Origin of the sequence: Streptomyces sp. NPDC051963 (assembly GCF_044593495.1) — a bacterium.
GTDB lineage: Bacteria > Actinomycetota > Actinomycetes > Streptomycetales > Streptomycetaceae > Streptomyces.
Genome location: NZ_JBIUCC010000004.1, coordinates 756015 through 773688 on the forward strand (window position 1 = coordinate 756015; position 17674 = coordinate 773688).

18 protein-coding genes are annotated in these 17674 nt (G+C 69.4%); 4 read left to right on the forward strand and 14 right to left on the reverse strand.

Going from position 1 to position 17674, the window contains the following annotated elements; all coding sequences use genetic code 11:
- Positions 1-129 precede the first annotated feature (129 nt).
- The 8 genes from ACIHFB_RS20030 to ACIHFB_RS20065 form a co-directional block, all read right to left on the reverse strand.
- Positions 130-903: a DUF3159 domain-containing protein gene (locus ACIHFB_RS20030; protein ID WP_365285431.1), complete on the reverse strand. Its 774-nt coding sequence runs from the start codon at positions 901-903 to the stop codon at positions 130-132.
- A 3-nt stretch (positions 904-906) separates the two neighbouring features.
- Positions 907-1305, reverse strand: coding sequence for an OB-fold nucleic acid binding domain-containing protein (locus ACIHFB_RS20035; protein WP_316758537.1), 399 nt, complete (start codon positions 1303-1305; stop codon positions 907-909).
- Between the two features lie 45 nt (positions 1306-1350).
- Positions 1351-2034, reverse strand: coding sequence for a response regulator (locus ACIHFB_RS20040; protein WP_365285429.1), 684 nt, complete (start codon positions 2032-2034; stop codon positions 1351-1353).
- Positions 2031-4598: a DUF4118 domain-containing protein gene (locus tag ACIHFB_RS20045; RefSeq protein WP_400127507.1), complete on the reverse strand. Its 2568-nt coding sequence runs from the start codon at positions 4596-4598 to the stop codon at positions 2031-2033. Before ACIHFB_RS20045 ends, ACIHFB_RS20040 begins: the two co-directional genes overlap by 4 nt.
- A 183-nt stretch (positions 4599-4781) precedes the next feature.
- On the reverse strand, positions 4782-5963 hold the full coding sequence (locus ACIHFB_RS20050; RefSeq protein ID WP_400127508.1) for an alginate lyase family protein: 1182 nt from the start codon (positions 5961-5963) through the stop codon (positions 4782-4784).
- A 192-nt stretch (positions 5964-6155) separates the two neighbouring features.
- The gene (locus tag ACIHFB_RS20055; protein ID WP_365285423.1) at positions 6156-6923 is read right to left on the reverse strand and encodes a DUF3710 domain-containing protein; all 768 of its coding nucleotides are present in this window, start codon (positions 6921-6923) and stop codon (positions 6156-6158) included.
- A 1-nt stretch (position 6924) separates the two neighbouring features.
- Positions 6925-7485, reverse strand: coding sequence for a dUTP diphosphatase (gene dut, locus ACIHFB_RS20060; protein ID WP_365285421.1), 561 nt, complete (start codon positions 7483-7485; stop codon positions 6925-6927).
- Positions 7482-8066 (reverse strand): PaaI family thioesterase, encoded by a 585-nt coding sequence (locus ACIHFB_RS20065; RefSeq protein WP_365285419.1) that lies wholly within the window; start codon positions 8064-8066, stop codon positions 7482-7484. Before ACIHFB_RS20065 ends, dut begins: the two co-directional genes overlap by 4 nt.
- A gap of 168 nt (positions 8067-8234) precedes the next feature.
- Here ACIHFB_RS20065 and ACIHFB_RS20070 point away from each other — a divergent pair, with 168 nt between their 5' ends.
- On the forward strand, positions 8235-8699 hold the full coding sequence (locus tag ACIHFB_RS20070; RefSeq protein ID WP_365285417.1) for a DUF3093 domain-containing protein: 465 nt from the start codon (positions 8235-8237) through the stop codon (positions 8697-8699).
- A 56-nt stretch (positions 8700-8755) separates the two neighbouring features.
- Here the strand turns inward: ACIHFB_RS20070 and ACIHFB_RS20075 are convergent, their stop codons facing one another.
- From ACIHFB_RS20075 to ACIHFB_RS20090, 4 genes are all read right to left on the reverse strand, one after another.
- Positions 8756-9670, reverse strand: coding sequence for a hypothetical protein (locus ACIHFB_RS20075; RefSeq protein ID WP_365285415.1), 915 nt, complete (start codon positions 9668-9670; stop codon positions 8756-8758).
- A 13-nt stretch (positions 9671-9683) separates the two neighbouring features.
- Complete coding sequence (locus tag ACIHFB_RS20080) at positions 9684-9980, reverse strand: DUF4193 domain-containing protein (RefSeq protein ID WP_005481602.1); 297 nt, start codon at positions 9978-9980, stop codon at positions 9684-9686.
- Between the two features lie 394 nt (positions 9981-10374).
- Entirely contained in the window at positions 10375-11607 is a 1233-nt protein-coding gene (locus tag ACIHFB_RS20085; protein ID WP_365285412.1) for a HAMP domain-containing sensor histidine kinase, read from the reverse strand.
- Positions 11608-11611: 4 nt separating this feature from the next.
- Entirely contained in the window at positions 11612-12265 is a 654-nt protein-coding gene (locus ACIHFB_RS20090) for a response regulator transcription factor (protein ID WP_365285410.1), read from the reverse strand.
- A gap of 417 nt (positions 12266-12682) precedes the next feature.
- Here ACIHFB_RS20090 and ACIHFB_RS20095 point away from each other — a divergent pair, with 417 nt between their 5' ends.
- Complete coding sequence (locus tag ACIHFB_RS20095) at positions 12683-12856, forward strand: hypothetical protein (protein WP_167359198.1); 174 nt, start codon at positions 12683-12685, stop codon at positions 12854-12856.
- Positions 12857-12938: 82 nt separating this feature from the next.
- Here ACIHFB_RS20095 and ACIHFB_RS20100 read toward each other — a convergent pair whose 3' ends face one another.
- Together ACIHFB_RS20100 and ACIHFB_RS20105 are read right to left on the reverse strand one after the other, a co-directional pair.
- Positions 12939-13754 (reverse strand): inositol monophosphatase family protein, encoded by an 816-nt coding sequence (locus ACIHFB_RS20100; RefSeq protein WP_365285407.1) that lies wholly within the window; start codon positions 13752-13754, stop codon positions 12939-12941.
- Between the two features lie 8 nt (positions 13755-13762).
- Entirely contained in the window at positions 13763-14890 is a 1128-nt protein-coding gene (locus ACIHFB_RS20105) for a ferrochelatase (RefSeq protein ID WP_365285405.1), read from the reverse strand.
- A 181-nt stretch (positions 14891-15071) separates the two neighbouring features.
- On the opposite strand from ACIHFB_RS20105, the gene ACIHFB_RS20110 reads away from it, so the two are divergent.
- Both ACIHFB_RS20110 and ACIHFB_RS20115 read left to right on the forward strand, forming a co-directional pair.
- Complete coding sequence (locus ACIHFB_RS20110; protein ID WP_365285403.1) at positions 15072-16310, forward strand: MFS transporter; 1239 nt, start codon at positions 15072-15074, stop codon at positions 16308-16310.
- Positions 16270-17589: a D-arabinono-1,4-lactone oxidase gene (locus ACIHFB_RS20115; RefSeq protein ID WP_400127509.1), complete on the forward strand. Its 1320-nt coding sequence runs from the start codon at positions 16270-16272 to the stop codon at positions 17587-17589. Before ACIHFB_RS20110 ends, ACIHFB_RS20115 begins: the two co-directional genes overlap by 41 nt.
- The last annotated feature ends 85 nt before the right edge of the window (positions 17590-17674 follow it).

A 17674-nucleotide genomic window follows, 5' to 3' on the forward strand; every position in this document is an offset into this window, starting at 1 on the left:
CGGGACCGCGGGTGGCAGTGGCTGCGGGGCCCCCCCGCCCCCCCCCCCACGCCCCCCCCGCTCCCTCACCTCCGGGGGGGGCCCCCGGGAGCCCCGGGCCCCCCTCCGCCGTCGTAGAGCCGCTTGTTGCTAGGCGTCCCGGCGGTGCCGTCCGGCCGTGGCCTCACCGTGCTCCTGGGCGTGGGCGGCCTTTCGCTCCTCCTCGGCCTTCTCCTCCGCCTCCATCTCCGCGAAGACGTCGATGGGCGCCGGGGCCTTCGCCAGGAACACCCAGGTCAGCCAGACGGCCAGCAGGAACGGCGGGATCTTCAAGGCGACCAGGACCCAGCCGAGCTGGGTGGTGTCGGCCCACCAGTACAGCGGGAAGAGGATCGCGCACTTGGCGAGCAGGATCAGGCCCCAGGCCCAACTGGCCTTGGAGTACGCCTTCTTGCGGCCCGGGTTGCGGGTGCGCCAGGAGAGGTTCTCCTTGAAGACCGGGCCGAGGATCAGACCGAGCAGCGGGACACCGGCCAGCGTCGTGATGATGTACGCGAGCGCCAGGCCGAGCGTGTAGAGCATGCCGGGCAGGTAGAAGTCCTTGGCGTTGCCGGTCATCATCGCGAAGACGACACCGAACGCGACGCCGAAGACGCCGCTGAAGGCGTGCTTGACGGTGTCCTTCATCACCAGGCGGACCACGACCAGCAGCAGAGAGACACCGAGGGCTGCGATCGCCGACAGGTGCAGGTCCTTGTTGATCGTGTAGATGGTGACGAAGAGGAGACCGGGCAACACCGTCTCGATCATGCCCCGCAGGCCGCCGAACGCCTCGAACAGCGCTGCCTCGGTCACCGCCCGGGCGTCCTGCGCGGCGGCTGCGGTGTCTTCGGTGCCTGTGGTCGGCTTGTCGAGCGACGTCACCGGCTACTCCCGTCCGAGGGGTCTCAGTTCGTACTTGGGATTGAACAGCACGCGGCGGCCCCGGCTCATCGAGATCCGGCCCGATGCGATCAGCTTGCGCCCGGGCTCTATCCCCACGATGGAGCGCCGACCGAGCCACACCACATCCAGCGCGGCGGAGCCGTCGAACAGCTCGGCCTCCAGGGCCGGGACTCCGGCACGCGGCCGCAGGGTGACCGTGCGCAAGGTACCAGTAACCGTCACTATCTGGCGGTCGTGGCAGTCACCGATGCGGATACAGCCCGCGGTGTCGGCGTCCTCACGCAGCTCCTCCGACTCCAGGTCCTCCTGCGACGAGGAGAGCCGGTCAAGCATGCGCCGGAACCGGCCCACCGGCTTTTCGGAACGAGGAACAGCACTCATATCTGAAGCGTACCGGGGCCCGCCGACAGCTACGTACCCCCCGTGCTAGCGCTCGAACCGGTAGCCCATCCCGGGCTCGGTAATGAAGTGCTCAGGGTGCGAGGGGTCCGCCTCCAGCTTCCGGCGCAGTTGGGCCATGTACACCCGCAGATAGTTCGTCTCCGTCCCGTACGACGGCCCCCACACCTCTTGCAGCAGCTGCTTCTGGCTGACCAGGCGGCCGGTGTTGCGTACGAGGACTTCCAGGAGGTGCCACTCCGTGGGGGTCAGCCGTACGTCCTTGCCGTCGCGGTTGACCTTCTTGGCGGCCAGGTCGACGGTGAACCCGTCGGTCTCCACCAGCACGTCGTCCTCGCCGCTCCCGGTGGGCTCGGCGCGCCGCACGGCGGCCCGCAGCCGGGCCAGCAGCTCGTCCATGCCGAAGGGCTTGGTCACGTAGTCGTCGGCGCCCGCGTCCAGCGCCTCGACCTTCTCGTCCGAGGTGTGCCGGGCGGAGAGCACGATGATCGGCACCCGGGTCCAGCCGCGCAGTCCCTTGATCACCTCGACGCCGTCCAGGTCGGGCAGCCCCAGGTCGAGCACCACCACGTCGGGGTGGCGGGCGGCGGCGAGCTGGAGGGCGGTGGCACCGTCGTGGGCCGCGTCGACCTCGTACTTCCGTGCCTTGAGGTTGATCACAAGGGCGCGCACGATCTGCGGCTCGTCGTCGATCACGAGCACCCTGGTCATAGGGCCTGCCTTTCGGGTTGAGCGGGGTGAAGAGGTTCCTGCGTGTGCGGTTCCGCCGTGTCCTGCGGGCGGTTTCCCGTCCCACGGAGGGTGAGGACCATGGTGAGGCCGCCGCCGGGGGTGTCCTCGGCGTCCAGGGTGCCGTCCATGGCCTCGGCGAAACCGCGGGCGACCGCCAGGCCGAGGCCGACGCCCGCACCGCGCGGGACGTCGCCGTAGCGCTGGAAGGGCTCGAAGATGCGTTCCTTGGCCTCGTCGGGGACGCCGGGTCCGCGGTCGACGACCCGTACCTCCACCCGGTCGGCGATGGCGCTGGCGGCCACCAGGACGGGCGTGCCGTCCGGGCTGTACTTGACGGCGTTCTCGACCAGGTTGGCGACGGAACGCTCCAGGAGCCCGGAATCGACAGACACCATGGGCAGGGTTTCCGGGATGTCCAGCTCCACGCTGTCCTCGGGCACCCCGCCCAGCGCCATCGGCACCACCTCGTCCAGGTCGATCTCCCGGATGATCGGCGTCACCGTGCCGGTCTGGAGCCGCGACATGTCGAGCAGATTGCCCACCAGGCCGTCGAGGCGGTCGGCACCCTCCTCTATGCCCTCCAACAGCTCCGCCTGGTCCTCCTCCGACCACGCCACGTCTTCGGAACGCAGACTGGACACCGCCGCCTTGATCCCCGCCAACGGCGTCCGCAGGTCGTGGCTCACCGCCGCCAGCAACGCGGTCCGGATCCGATTGCCCTCCGCCAGCGCCCGCGCCCGGTCGGCCTCCTCCCGCAGGCGCCGACGGTCCAACACCACCGCCGCCTGCGCGGCGAACGCGGCCAGCACCCGCCGGTCCTCCGCCGGCAGCACCCGCCCCGTCAACGCCAGCGCCATGTGCTCCCCCACCGGCACATCCACATCCGCGTCGTCCGGATTCACACACGGCCGGGGCCCCACACTGCCCGCACACGTCCACGGCTCCACGTCGCTCTGCCGCTCCAACAACGCGGCCGACTCCATACCGAAGGTCTCCCGCACCCGCTCCAGCAGCTCCTCCAGGCTCGTCTCACCGCGCAGCACATTGCCCGCCAGAAACGACAGGATCTCCGACTCCGCCCGCAACCGGGCCGCCTGCTGCGTACGCCGGGCCGCCAGATCCACCACCGACGCCACCGACACCGCCACACCCACGAAGATCACGATGGCGACGATGTTCTTCGGGTCCGAGATGGTCAGCCGGTGCAGTGGCGGGGTGAAGAAGTAGTTCAGCAGCAGCGACCCGAAGGCCGCCGAGGCGAGCGCCGGGAAGAGTCCGCCGAGCAGCGCCGCTGCCACGACCACCGTCAGAAACAGCAGCATGTTGTTGGCCATGCCGATGTCCACGGCGTTCAGCAGCACCGCCAGGATCGCCGGGCCGACCAGTCCGACCAGCCAGCCCCAGATGATCCTGGCCCGGCCGAGCCGCGCGCCCCGGGTGACGGGCAGTCCCCGTCCCTTGCCCGCCTCGTCATGCGTGATCAGGTGGACGTCGAGGTCGGGACCCGACTCCCGGGCGACCGTCGCACCGACACCCGGCCCGAACACGTACTGCCAGCTCCTGCGCCGCGAGACGCCGAGGACGATCTGCGTGGCGTTCACTCCGCGCGCGAAGTCCAGCAGCGACGCCGGAATGTCCTCGCCGACCACGTGGTGAAAGGTTCCACCCAGATCCTCGACGAGCGTGCGCTGGACCGCGAGTTCCTTGGGTGAGGCGGAGGTCAGGCCGTCACTACGGGCGATATACACCGCCAGCACCTCACCGCCGGCGCCCTTCTCCGCCAACCGCGCGGCCCGCCGGAGCAACGTCCGCCCCTCCGGACCACCCGTCAGCCCCACCACGATCCGCTCCCGCGAACCCCAGATCGCCGACACCCGATGCTCACTGCGGTACTGCTGCAAATACTCATCAACCCGGTCGGCCACCCACAACAGCGCCAGTTCGCGCAGCGCGGTCAGATTCCCGGGCCGGAAGTAGTTCGACAGCGCCGCGTCGACCTTGTCCGACTTGTAAATGTTGCCGTGCGCCATCCGCCGCCGCAGCGCCTGCGGCGACATGTCCACCAACTCGATCTGGTCCGCCCGCCGCACCACCTCGTCCGGCACCGTCTCCCGCTGCCGGACCCCCGTGATCGACTCCACGACATCACCCAGCGACTCCAGGTGCTGGATGTTCACCGTCGAGATCACATCAACCCCGGCCGCCAGCAACTCCTCCACGTCCTGCCAGCGCTTCGTGTTGCGCGACCCGGGGATGTTCGTATGCGCCAGCTCGTCGACCAGAGCCACGGCCGGGGCCCGGCGCAGCACAGCGTCCACGTCCATTTCGGGAAAGACGCCGCCGCGGTACTCAAGTTCCCTGCGCGGAATCTGCTCCAGACCGTGCAACATCACCTCGGTACGCGGCCGGTCGTGATGCTCCACGAAGGCCACCACGCAGTCCGTGCCCCGCTCCACACGCCGATGCGCCTCGGAGAGCATCGCGTAGGTCTTGCCCACACCCGGTGCCGCACCCAGATAGATCCGAAGCTTGCCGCGTCCCATGGCCCCATTGTCTTCCCATCACTGCTGCGTACGCGTACGCAGCGTCGACCTTACGGCCAACGATGTGAACAAAAGGGACAGGTTGCGCGGCAAGGGGCGCCTTTGACGGAACCCTGATGCGTCGGGCAGCGGGGGTGCAACCGGGCACCGAGGTCACCCTCCGACGCCCGGCCGCACGCCGGCTCAGCTCGGGTTGTCCCCGTGGGTGAGCGTCTCCCAGGCGACGAAGAGGTTGTTGCTGCCGGCCGGTCGATTACGTTGCGTGAGGGTCTGGGTGTTGGTCATGGCGTGGCCGAGGCGGTTGTGCATGGCGTTGTAGCCGACCTCGGTGACCGGGCCGAGCCCGAGATGCATCGTCCCGCCGCACAGCCAGCTCGGCACGGCCGTCCCCAGCTCGTACTTCGCCTGGAACCCGAGCGCCTGTTGCAGCCTCTCGCCCACATCGGTGCCGTACAGGTCCTGCCCCTGGATCCGGCTGGTCTCGGCGACGTGCGAGATCGCGGAGATGCCGTACCCGGTGTGGGTGAGGTCGCGGCAGGTTTCCTGGGTGAGGCCGGTGACGAAGGTTGACTGACCCTGCCAGTAGTTGACGATCTTGTCCCGGGTGTCGAGGTTCTGGCTCGGCACCGTCTTGGGCAGCGCGCCGTCGGACGAGAGGTAGACGAAGGCGGCGGTGCGTGTGCGGAACTTCGCCATGGCCTTGTCGTACGACGTTTTGTCCTCGAGGAAGACGGAGATGCCGAGGGCGGCCTCCATCATCGACAGCTCCCAGTTTCCGTTGGAGTTCGAGCCGTTGATGATCTCGGGCAGGTAGACGTTCCGGAGCATGGTGGCGAAGCGGCCGGAGTTGGCCCAGGTTCCGGTGTACGTGTACTTGATGATCTCGGCGGCCTTGGGCCAGGAGGAACCCGCCCAGCCGGTCTGGAGGGGCGCGTTGCTGTTGGTGTGGTCCTTGATGGTGGCCGACCAGGCGTCCATCAGCGCGATGGACTTCTGCGCGTACCGCTCGTCGCGGGTGATGTACCAGGCGAGGGCGTCGGTGTACGCGGCGATGGCGTCCTCGCGCTCATCGGTGCAGCCGTAGTTCGGGTTGGAGTACGAGCCGCACTCGACGGTGGCGCGCGGCTTGGGGGTGCGGTTCAGATCGGCGTACTTGCTCGCCATCATCTGGTCGAAGGCGCCCTTCCAGGGCTGGGCGCCGGCGTTGACCTGGCTGCGGGTGAAGTCCAACTGGCCCTTGGAGACGGTGACTCCGGGATGAACGAACGTGGCCGGGGCGGCATCGGCGCGCTGCGCGGCCGGCTGCGCGACGACGCCACCCAGGACCAGGGAGGCGACGATCGCGAGGAGGGGGGTGCGACGCATGGCAGCTCCGTTCTCATACATGAACACGGGGCGCCTTTATGAACGAGGCGTTGAGCGGAGACCGTAGGTACAGACCAATCTGACGTCAAGGGTCTATGCATGAACCCGTCAAGAATCCGCGCACAAAAAACAGGAATCGACGCAGAAAAAGGGCCGCACCCCTGTCCGGGGTGCGGCCCTTTTCTCGTCTGACTAGCGGACCTCGGTGATCTCCGGCCCGCGCTGCAACTGCCCCATGCCACCGGAGAAGCGCGAACCGGCCTCCTCCTGCTGGACACCCTCGGGGACCATCTGAGCGTCGTTCGGCAGTTTCAGGACAATCGGGTCGCGGGGCGCCATCGGGCCCTCGCCGCGGACCACGACCGTGTCCCGGAAGATCTGCTCCAACAGCCCCGCGGCCTGCGGCTGCACCGCGCCCTGCCCGGAAATCACTCCGCGCAGGAACCAGCGGGGCCCGTCCACACCGACGAACCGCACGACCTGGAAGCCGCCCGTGCCGTCCGGCAACTGCACCGGCACCTGGGCGCGCAGCTCCCAGCCCAGCGGACCCTCGACCTCGTCGACGATGCCACCCTGCTGAGTGATACCGCCCGCGATCTCCTCGCGTACCTCGCCCCAGATGCCCTCGCGCTTGGGAGCGGCGAAAGCCTGCAACTGGACCGCACTGTCACGCAGCACCACGGTCGCCGCGACGATCGCGTCGCCCGCGACCTCGACCCGCAGCTCCATGCCTTCGACACCCGGCACGAAGATGCCGCCCAGATCGACCCGGCCCTCGGCCGGATCGCTCACCTCGGTGCTGTCCCAGGGCCCGTCGGGCCGCGGCTCCGGCTCGAGCCGCACGCGCTCGCGCGTGCCCTCGTCCTCTTCGTCCGCCTCAGTGTCGACACTGTCGACGACCTGCTCGGCCTCGCCGGCCGCGTCGTCGGCGGCACCCTTCTTCTTGCGACGTCCGAACACGTCACTGTCCTTCCCGGTCGGATACGGCCGAAGCGTATCGATTCCCACCCGTCGCGCCGCCCATGACGGCCTGACCGCTTGTGCTGCTTGTTCCGGTCACCGCGGCATGGCCGCCGGTGGATCCGAAGCCCCCTTCGGCCCGCGCCGACCCGGGAAGCTCCGCCACCTCCTGGAAGCGGACCCTCTCGACCTGCTGGACGACCAGTTGGGCAATCCGGTCGAAGCGCTCGAACCGCACAGCCTCGCGCGGGTCGAGATTCACCACGATCACCTTGATCTCTCCACGGTACCCGGCATCAACCGTCCCCGGGGCATTCACGAGGGCGACACCGCAGCGGGCGGCGAGACCGGATCGTGGGTGCACGAAGGCCGCGTACCCCTCAGGGAGCGCGACAGACACCCCAGTGGGCAGCACGGCCCGTTCGCCGGGCTTCAGTTCGCACGCCTCGGTGGTGCGCAGATCGGCTCCGGCGTCACCGGGGTGCTCGTACGACGGAAGCGGTACGTCGGCGTCGACGCGCCGGATCAGCACATCGAGTTCCTGACGGAGGGCACGGCTCACGGGTTCACCTCGAAGGCGCGGGCGCGCCTGGTCTGGTCCGGGTCGTCCATGGCGGCCCGGATCTCCTCCGGGCGGCCGTTGTCGACGAAATGATCGACCTTCACCTCGATGAAGAGCGCGTCGGCACGGACTGCCACGGGTCCGTCGGGGCCGTCGATGCGTCCGACGGCGGTCGAGTAGATCTTCCGCCCGGCCACCGCCACGACCTCGGCCGCCAGGTACAGCGTGGTGCCCACCGCCACCGGCCTGACGAAGTCCGTCTCCAGGCGTCCGGTCACGGCGATCGTCCGCAGCAGCCAGTTCAGCGAGCCGAGGGTCTCGTCCAGGGCCGTCGTCAGCACACCGCCGTGCGCGAGACCGGGGGCACCCTGGTGCTCGGGCCGCACGGTGAACTCGGCGGTGAGGGTGACACCCTCCCCCGCCCGCGCCTCCAGATGCAGTCCATGGGGCTGCTCGCCGCCGCAGCCGAAGCACTGGCCGTAGTGCGCGCCGAGCAGTTCACCGGGCGCGGGGGCGTCAGGATGACGCACCGGCTTCCTGGCATCGGCAGGGGGCTTGAGGACTGCGGACGAACCACTCACAGGCGCAGACCTTACCCGCCCACCCGTCACCCACCGCCACCCTGCCTGACAGCGCTTCGCGCCGACTGCCCGATCTCGCCCGTCACCCACCGCCACCCTGCCTGACAGCGCTTCGCGCCGACCGCCCCGATCTCGGCCTCATACCGGCACCGTGCCAAGCTTGGCCGTATGCAGCTCTCCGCCACCCCGTACGAAGAACGCCTGACCGCGCCCCGCTCCTGGTGGCTGATCAGTTTGCTCGTCGGGCTCTCCATGGCCCTGATCCTGCTGCCCTTCGGCACGCTGCCGATGCTCGGCGGCCTGGCCGGCGGCACCGCGGCCGCGGCCGTCGTCGCCAGTTCCTACGGCTCGCAGCGCATCCGCGTCGTCGGTGGCTCGCTGATCGCGGGCGAGGCGAAGATCCCGGTGACGGCCCTGGGCGAGACGGAGATCCTGGACCGGGAGGAGGCGCGCGCCTGGCGCACGTACAAGGCGGACACGCGCGCGTTCCTGCTGCTGCGCGCCTATATCCCCACCGCGCTGAAGGTCGAGGTCACCGACCCGGACGACCCGACGCCCTACCTGTATCTGTCGACGCGGGAGCCGGAGCGGCTGGCGGAGGCGCTGAAGGCGGCGCGGGCAGCGGACGTCTAGGCGACGTCTAGGCGGAGTTTCTTACCGGATTCTTCCCACCGGGCGGAGTCTCGGGTTCAGTGCCCGAGGTCCTTGGGGATCTCGCCGATGCGCAGCGGATCCGCCGGGGCCTCCAGCGGTGGCAGCCCGGTCAGCGTCTCCCACGGCACCTGCTCCTTGCGCAGGTCCTTGCGAATGCGCTCGGCGAGCTTCCGGGTGTCTCTGCGGTTCATGACCGCCCCGACCGCGGCGCCGACCATGAACGGCATCAGGTTCGGCAGATTGCGGACCATGCGCTTCATGATCTGCTGGCGCAGTTCGCGCTTCATCTGGCCGTTCAGTGCCGCACTGAATGTCGACGGCTTCGTCACGTCGATCCCGCGCTCTCCCGACCAGGAGTTCAGATACGCGGTGCTGCGCTGCTTGAGGTTGCCGGGCGGTCGTACGCCGTAGACCTCGTGCAGCTCGGCGATCAGCTTCAGCTCGATCGCCGCGACGCCGGTGACCTCCGCCGCCAGTTCCGTCGGCATCGCCGGCGGTACCGGCAGCATGGCCGCCGCACCGATCCCGGCGCCGACCGTGGACGTCGCGTTCGCCGCGCCCGCCACGAGTTTGTCCGCGAGTTCCTCGGGCCCGAGACCCGGGAACTGTCTGCGCAGCGTCGCGAGGTCGCGTACGGGGATCCGCGGGGCGATCTCGATCAGCCGGTCGGCGAGGTACGCCAGGCCGGCCCGGGCCCGGCTGCCGCCCTTACGGACGCCTTCCACAGCCTTGTCACGGACCACCGCCGCCCGTCGCCTCGCGACGGGCGCGGGACCCTCCGTCGGGACCGGGAGGTCAGCCCGGTCGGCCGCCGGTTCGAGCGAGGCCGATCCGGTGTCGGATGAGCCCCGCTCGTCGTCACGCGCGCCATGAGGGCCCTTGAACTGCGGCCCTTCGTCCGCTCCCCCCACGGGGAAGCGGCGCTTCCAAGGAGGGGTCGAGCCAGTCACGGCCGACCCGTCCTCAGTCGCAGTCGCGGCAGATCGGCTGACCGTTCTTCTCTCGGGCCAGCTGGCTGCGGTGATGCACCAGGAAGCAGCTCATGCAAGTGAACTCGTCCTGCTGCTTGGGCAGCACCCGGACGGCCAGCTCCTCGTTCGAGAGGTCCGCGCCGGGCAGCTCCAGGCCTTCCGCGGCCTCGAACTCGTCGACGTCCACTGCGGAAGTCGACTTGTCGTTCCTACGGGCCTTGAGCTCTTCAAGGCTGTCCGAGTCGACGTCGTCGTCGGTCTTGCGTGGGGTGTCGTAATCCGTTGCCATGTCGCTCTCCCCCTCTGGGTGTCTGCGGTGTCTCCAGCGCACGTAACGCGTGAGAGGCCGGACTTGTGCCCGACCCGAGGCGGAGATTTTGCCTCACATCAAGGTCTGTTACTCAATCGACACCCAACCGGACTCCTCACGAGTGATCGGCTTGGATGGCGATGGGGACCGTACACGGTCCGAATACCGCACTTCAAAGGCGTCTCACCGTGTACTTCCCGTGATCAAGCCCCTCGAAAACCGGGATTTTCCCGGCTTTCCGACAGGGTGCATGATCACTGAGAGTAGATGGCCGGAAAGTTGCCCTTGTGATCGATCACACACGGGGATACCCAGAGCGGGACGTGAAAATTCCGCGCAAAGCGAACATCCCCGAATGTGTCGCGGCATGATCTCAGATCGGCAGGGCAACTCGCATCACGAGCCCTCCTCCCTCACGCGGCTGGGCGGAGATGTGCCCGCCATGCGCCCTCGCCACGGACCTGGCGATGGACAACCCGAGGCCGACGCCCTTGTCGCTGCCCGTGCGCTCCGTGCGAAGCCGTCTGAAGGGCTCGAAAAGATTGTCGATCTCGTACGCGGGCACGACCGGGCCCGTATTCGTGACGACCAGGACCGCCTGACCGTGCTGGACATCGGTACTGACCTCCACCCAGCCGTCCTCCGGGATGTTGTACCGGACCGCGTTCTGCACCAGGTTCAGGGCGATGCGCTCCAGCAGCACGCCGTTGCCCTGGACGACCGCGGCCTTCTGCTCGCCCCGGATCCGCACGCCCTTGGCCTGCGCCTCGCCGTGCACCTGGTCGACGGCCTGCGAGGCGACCTCGGCGAGGTCCACCGGCTTGCGCTCGACGATCTGGTTGTCGCTGCGGGCGAGCAGCAGCAGGCCCTCCACGAGCTGCTCGCTGCGCTCGTTGGTGGCCAGCAGCGTCTTGCCGAGCTGCTGGAGCTCCACCGGCGCGCCCGGATCGGACAGATGCACTTCCAGGAGCGTGCGGTTGATCGCGAGCGGGGTTCGCAGCTCGTGCGAGGCGTTGCCGACGAAGCGCTGCTGGGCGGTGAAGGCCCTCTGGAGCCGGTCCAGCATGTCGTCGAAGGTGTCCGCCAGCTCCTTGAGCTCGTCGTCCGGGCCGTCCAGCTCGATACGGCGGGACAGGTCCGAGCCCGCCACCGCGCGGGCGGTGCGGGTGATCCGGCCGAGCGGCGACAGGACGCGGCCCGCCATGGCGTAGCCGAAGGCGAAGGCGATCACGGCGAGACCGAGCAGGGCCAGGAGTGAACGGCTGAGCAGATTGTCCAGGGCGTGCTGACGCTGTTCGTTGACGCAGTCGTTCATCGCCTCGTTGAACACACTGGCGTCACCGCTCGCGGGCAGGTTGCAGCTGGCGCTCGTGACCTTGCCGGAGACGATCTTGAACGGGAGGTCGCTGCCCACGTTCAGCGCCTGTGCCGCCAGCAGATAGATGATCGACAGCAGCAGGATGCCCGCGATCAGGAACATGCCGCCGTACAGCAACGTCAGCCGTATCCGGATGGTCGGGCGGAGCCAGGGGAAGGGGGCCTCCGGCCTGCGGGGGTCCCACGTGGGCTTGGGGGGCGCCTGGGGAGGCGCCGGTGTCGTGGTCACTGGATCAGATCCGGTAGCCGGAACCGGGGACGGTGACGATGACGGCCGGCTCGCCCAGCTTGCGGCGCAGGGTCATGACGGTCACGCGCACGACGTTCGTGAACGGGTCGGTGTTCTCGTCCCAGGCCTTCTCCAGGAGCTGTTCCGCGGAGACGACCGCGCCCTCGCTGCGCATCAGCACCTCCAGGACGGCGAACTCCTTCGGCGCGAGCTGGACCTCCTTGCCGTCGCGGAAGACCTCGCGGCGGTTCGGGTCGAGCTTGATGCCGGACCGCTCCAGGACCGGCGGCAGCGGCAGACTGGTGCGCCGGCCGAGGGCACGCACGCGTGCCGTCAGCTCGCTGAACGCGAAGGGCTTGGGCAGATAGTCGTCGGCGCCGATCTCCAGGCCCTCGACACGGTCGCTGACATCGCCGGAGGCCGTGAGCATCAGCACGCGGGTGGGCATGCCGAGTTCGACGATCTTGCGGCAGACGTCGTCGCCGTGCACCAGCGGGAGGTCGCGGTCGAGGACCACCACGTCGTAGTCGTTCACGCCGATGCGCTCCAGGGCGGCCGCACCGTCGTACACGACGTCGACGGCCATGGCCTCCCGGCGCAGTCCGGTGGCCACCGCATCGGCGAGCAGCTGCTCGTCCTCGACGACGAGTACGCGCACGTCGCTTGTCCTTCCTGTGTCCACCCGCGTAGCGCCTCTCGGGCACACGCGGGCAGGGTCTACGTGGGTGTGTTGACCTCCATCCTGCCCTTTTCGGTCATAAGTCGGCTGTAAGTCGGGGGACCGGGCTCGTGCGGGAGGGGTGCAGGACCCGGGAATACGAGATTTTCTCCCCGGGTTGAGGTTTCCGTGGAAGGGAGCGGGGGGAGGACCGTTTACACCCCGCGATCACGCTCTGCATGTACCGCAGCACCATGCGGTACGCCGCAATCCGCTTTCCGCAGAGCGGGCGTGGGTGTCCGGCACCGTCGCCGCCCAGCCCGGGCAGCGCTGGGCATCCACAGGAGACGTGATCGCCCCTTCCGAACGGCACACCCCCGTGCCACCGACCCACGACCCAGGACGAGGGGGCGCAGCATGGACGCATTCACCGCAGGACTTCTGCAGCGCATAAGGGCGACCGAGTCCGACCTGACGCGGGCTCGTGACGAGGGCGACGACTTCCTCGTCGAGGTGGAGCAGGCCGAACTCGACGACCTGCGCCGCCTCGCCGCCGAGCACGGTGTGGAGGTCGGCGCGTCACGCGTCTGATCAAGCACGCACGAAAGAGGAGCCCCGGCGAATCCAGCGCCGGGGCTCCTCTGTGTCGTACGACGGGCTGTCCTGCCGCCTCTCAGTCGTGCCAGGCGCCGAAGTCCTCGAGCAGCCGCTGGAGCGGCTCGAAGACCCCGGGGGTGGCTGCGACCGTCAGGTCGTTCGACGGGGCCTCTCCGGGGCGGCCACCGGTCAGCGCGCCCGCCTCCCTCGCGATGAGGTCGCCCGCGGCCATGTCCCAAGGGTGCAGTCCACGCTCGTAGTAGCCGTCGAGCCGGCCGCAGGCCACGTCGCACAGGTCGACCGCGGCCGAGCCGCCGCGCCGGATGTCGCGCAGGAGGGGGATCAGCTTCCGGGCGACGTCGGCCTGGTGCACACGGACTTCGGTGACGTAGTTGAAGCCGGTCGAGACCAGGGCCTGTTCGAGCGGGGGCGCCGGGCGGCAGGTCAGCCTCCGCTCGCCGTCCCAGGCACCGGTGGCCCACGCGCCACCGCCGCGTATCGCGTGGTACGTCTCGCCGCGCATCGGCGCCGCGACGACGCCGACTACCCGCTCGCCGTCCTGCTCGGCCGCGATGGAGACGGACCAAGTCGGCAGCCCGTACAGGTAGTTCACCGTGCCGTCGAGCGGGTCGATCACCCAGCGGACTCCACTCGAACCTTCGACGGAGGCCCCTTCCTCGCCGAGGAAGCCGTCGTCGGGGCGGCGGTCGGCGATCAGGCCGGTGATCAGCTTCTCGGCCGCGATGTCCATCTCCGTGACCACGTCGATCGGGCTGGACTTGGTGGCGGCGACGGCCAGGTCGGCCGGACGGCCGTCGCGCAGCAGCTCACCCGCCTGTCGGGCGGCCTCCTGGGCAAGGGCGAGCAGGTCCGAGTGCAGGGGGTCGGTCACGGCGCTCCTCACGCGTACGTGCTGTCGGCGCCCGCGGCGGCGGGACGAAGGGCGCGGGCCGGGCAGCAGCCCACCGGGCAGAGGTGGTGGCTCGCGCCGAGTCCGCCCAGGGCGCACGGCGTGACCTCCTCGCCGCGCTCGACGGCGGCCCGCTCCAGCACGAGGTCCCTGATCGCGGCGGCGAACCGCGGGTCGGCGCCGACGGTGGCGGAGCGGCGCAGCGGCAGCCCCAGCTCCTCGCCCTTCGCCTTCGCCTCCGTGTCGAGGTCGTACAGGACCTCCATGTGGTCGGAGACGAACCCGATGGGCGCCATGACCACCGCCGGGACCCCGGCCGCGTGCCGCTCCTCCAGGTGGTCGCAGATGTCGGGCTCCAGCCACGGGATGTGCGGGGCTCCGGAACGCGACTGGTACACGAGCTGCCAGGGGTGGTCGATGCCGGTGCGCTCACGGACGGCGTCGGCGATCAGCGCTGCGACGTCCAGGTGCTGTTCGACGTACGCTCCGCCCTCGCCGTGGTCCTCCACGGGGCCGGAGGTGTCCGCGGCGGCCGTCGGGATCGAGTGCGTGGTGAAGGCGATGTGCGCGCCGTCCCGCACGTCCTCGGGGAGGTCGGCCAGCGACCGGAGCACACCGTCGATCATCGGCTCCAGGAACCCTGGGTGGTTGAAGTAGTGCCTCAGCTTGTCGATCCTCGGCAGTTCCAGGCCCTCGGCCTCCAGCGCGGCCAGCGAGTCGGCGAGGTTCTCGCGGTACTGGCGGCAGCCCGAGTACGAGGCGTAGGCGCTGGTGGCGAGGACCAGGATGCGGCGGCGGCCGTCGGCGACCATCTCGCGCAGGGTGTCCGTCAGATAGGGCGCCCAGTTCCGGTTGCCCCAGTAGACCGGCAGATCCAGGCCGTGGTCGGCGAAGTCCTTGCGGAGGACGTCCAGGAGGGCGCGATTCTGGTCGTTGATCGGGCTGACCCCGCCGAACAGGAAGTAGTGCTGTCCGACTTCCTTGAGGCGTTCCTTGGGGATGCCTCGCCCTCTCGTCACGTTCTCCAGGAACGGAACCACCTCGTCCGGGCCCTCGGGGCCGCCGAACGAGAGCAGGAGCAGGGCGTCGTAGGGGTTGGCATCGAGCGCGTCTGGCATAGCTCGATCCTGCCACCCGGCACTGACAGCCGGGAAACGGCGGGGTGACCGGCCCGGTCCCGGTAGTGCAAGTGGGTGACATGGCCCGTAACCTGTATCAACCCTCTTCACGCCTTACCAAAGCCCGCGCCGGGTCAGTGCCCGGCTGACGGGCACCCGCGCCCGCCGTACCGGAGACCCCGTGCCCAGCCCCTACCTCGCCCTGTTCGCCGCACCCGGCTCCAAGGGCTTCGCCGCCGCTGGCTTCCTCGGGCGGATGCCGCTGTCGATGATGGGCATCGGCGTCGTCACGATGATCTCCCAGCTGACCGGACGGTACGGGCTCGCGGGCGCCCTGTCGGCCACCATCGCGCTGGCGGCCGCGATCGCGGGCCCGCAGGTCTCACGGCTGGTGGACCAGTACGGACAGCGGCGGGTGCTGCGCCCGGCGACTCTGGTGTCGCTCGCCGCGGCGGCCCTGCTGCTCTTCGCCGCGCACTACGGATGGCCGGACTGGGTGCTGTTCGTGGCGTGCGTCGGGATCGGCTGCGTGCCGAGCATCGGGGCGATGATCCGCGCCCGCTGGGCGGCCCTGTACCGGGACACCCCGCAGTTGCACACCGCGTACTCCTTCGAGTCCGTGGTGGACGAGATCTGCTTCATCTTCGGGCCGATCGTCTCCATCGGCCTGTCCACGGCGTGGTTCCCGGAGGCGGGGCCGCTCCTCGCCGCCTGCTTCCTGGCGGCCGGCGTCTTCTGGCTGACGGCGCAGCGCGCCACCGAGCCGAAGCCGCATCCGCGCGAGCAGCACAGCGGCGGCAGCGCGCTGCGCGCACCCGGCCTTCAGGTCCTGGTGGCGACCTTCGCGGCGACCGGAGCGATCTTCGGGGCCGTCGACGTCGTCACCGTGGCCTTCGCCGAGGAGCAGGGGCACAAGGGCGCCGCGAGCCTCGTGCTGGCGATCTACGCGGCGGGCTCCTGCGTTGCAGGAGCCGTATTCGGACTGTTGCGGTTCCACGGGGCGCCCGAACGTCGCTGGCTGCTGGGCGTATCCATGATGTCCGTGAGTATGATCCCCCTCCTACTGGTCGGAAACTTGCCGTTTCTGGCCGTGGCGCTGTTCGTTGCGGGTCTGTCCATCGCTCCCACGATGATCACGACCATGTCCCTCATCGAAAAGCACGTACCCCGCGCGCAGCTCACCGAAGGCATGACCTGGGTGAGCACCGGGCTCGCGGTCGGGGTCGCCCTCGGCTCCTCCGTGGCCGGCTGGGTGATCGACGCGGCCGGGGCGCGTGCCGGGTACGGGGTTCCGGCGGTGTCCGGGGCCGTCGCGGCTGCGGTCGGTTTTCTCGGGTACCGCCGGCTCACCAGGCCGGCTCCACGGCGGGGAGGCACCGTTGAGCAGCACAGTGAGCGGGAAAAGCGGCACGTGGCGTAACTGGGGCGGCACCGTCGCGGCCCGTCCCGTGCGGGAGGTCGAACCCGCCTCCGTGGACGAACTCGCCGCGGCCGTACGGAAGGCGGCGGAGGACGGGCTGACCGTGAAGGCCGTCGGCAGCGGACATTCGTTCACGGCCATCGCCGCCACCGACGGTGTGTTGATCCGCCCTCAACTGTTGACCGGCATCCGCAACATTGATCGCGAAGCCGGCACGGTCACGGTGGAGGCCGGCACCCCGCTCAAGAGACTCAACATGGCTCTCGCGCGCGAGGGCCTGTCGCTCACGAACATGGGCGACATCATGGAGCAGACGGTCTCCGGGGCCACCAGCACCGGCACCCATGGCACGGGCCGCGACTCGGCCTCGATCGCCGCCCAGATCAAGGGCCTTGAGCTGGTCACGGCCGACGGCTCGGTGCTCACCTGCTCCGAGAAGGAGAACCCGGAGGTCTTCGCCGCCGCGCGCATAGGCCTCGGCGCCCTCGGCATCGTCACCGCGATCACCTTCGCCGTGGAACCGGTCTTCCTCCTCACGGCCCGTGAGGAGCCGATGAGTTTCGACCAGGTCACCAGCCGGTTCGAGGAACTCTGGACGGAGAACGAGCACTTCGAGTTCTACTGGTTCCCGCACACCGGCAGCACCAACACCAAGCGCAACAACCGCAGCGCCGGCCCGGAGCAGCCGGTGGGCCGGGTCTCGGGCTGGTTCGAGGACGAGTTCGTCTCCAACGGCCTCTGGCAGGCGGCCAACTGGGTCGGCCGCACGGTGCCCGCGACCATCCCGACCATCGCCCGGATCTCCACCCGGGCCTGGTCCACGCGGACGTACACGGACATCCCTTACAAAGTCTTCACCTCGCCCCGCCGGGTGCGGTTCGTCGAGATGGAGTACGCCTTCCCGCGTGCGGCTCTGGTGGACACGCTGCGGGAACTGAAGGCGATGGTCGACCGTTCAGATCTCAGGATCAGTTACCCGGTCGAGGTCCGCACCGCCCCGGCCGACGACATCGCCCTGTCGACCGCCTCCGGCCGGGACACCGCCTACATTGCCGTCCACATGTTCAAGGGGACGCCCTATCAGGCGTACTTCACCGCCGCCGAGCGCATCTTCACCGCGCACGAGGGCCGGCCGCACTGGGGCAAGGTGCACACCCGGGACGCCGAGTACTTCGCCGGGGCCTACCCCCGGTTCGGCGAGTTCACGGCGTTGCGGGACCGGCTCGATCCGGAACGGCGGTTCCAGAACGACTACCTGCGGCGGGTGTTGGGGCCGTAGCGGTCGCGCGGCCACGGCGTTCCGTTTCTCCCGTTTGCGTGAAGTACGCCACGTTCAAGATCCCGAAAACGGCGCTCCGAGCGGC

What these genes read in the sequence shown, in the direction of transcription:
- ACIHFB_RS20105 (WP_365285405.1), bottom strand. Translation starts at nt 14,890, where the DNA reads ATGCCAGACGCGCTCGATGCCAACCCCTACGACGCCCTGCTCCTGCTC.
- ACIHFB_RS20095 (WP_167359198.1), top strand. Translation starts at nt 12,683, where the DNA reads ATGGACGCATTCACCGCAGGACTTCTGCAGCGCATAAGGGCGACCGAG.
- ACIHFB_RS20035 (WP_316758537.1), bottom strand. Translation starts at nt 1,305, where the DNA reads ATGAGTGCTGTTCCTCGTTCCGAAAAGCCGGTGGGCCGGTTCCGGCGC.
- ACIHFB_RS20045 (WP_400127507.1), bottom strand. Translation starts at nt 4,598, where the DNA reads ATGGGACGCGGCAAGCTTCGGATCTATCTGGGTGCGGCACCGGGTGTG.
- ACIHFB_RS20040 (WP_365285429.1), bottom strand. Translation starts at nt 2,034, where the DNA reads ATGACCAGGGTGCTCGTGATCGACGACGAGCCGCAGATCGTGCGCGCC.
- ACIHFB_RS20070 (WP_365285417.1), top strand. Translation starts at nt 8,235, where the DNA reads ATGCAGCTCTCCGCCACCCCGTACGAAGAACGCCTGACCGCGCCCCGC.
- ACIHFB_RS20050 (WP_400127508.1), bottom strand. Translation starts at nt 5,963, where the DNA reads ATGCGTCGCACCCCCCTCCTCGCGATCGTCGCCTCCCTGGTCCTGGGT.
- ACIHFB_RS20080 (WP_005481602.1), bottom strand. Translation starts at nt 9,980, where the DNA reads ATGGCAACGGATTACGACACCCCACGCAAGACCGACGACGACGTCGAC.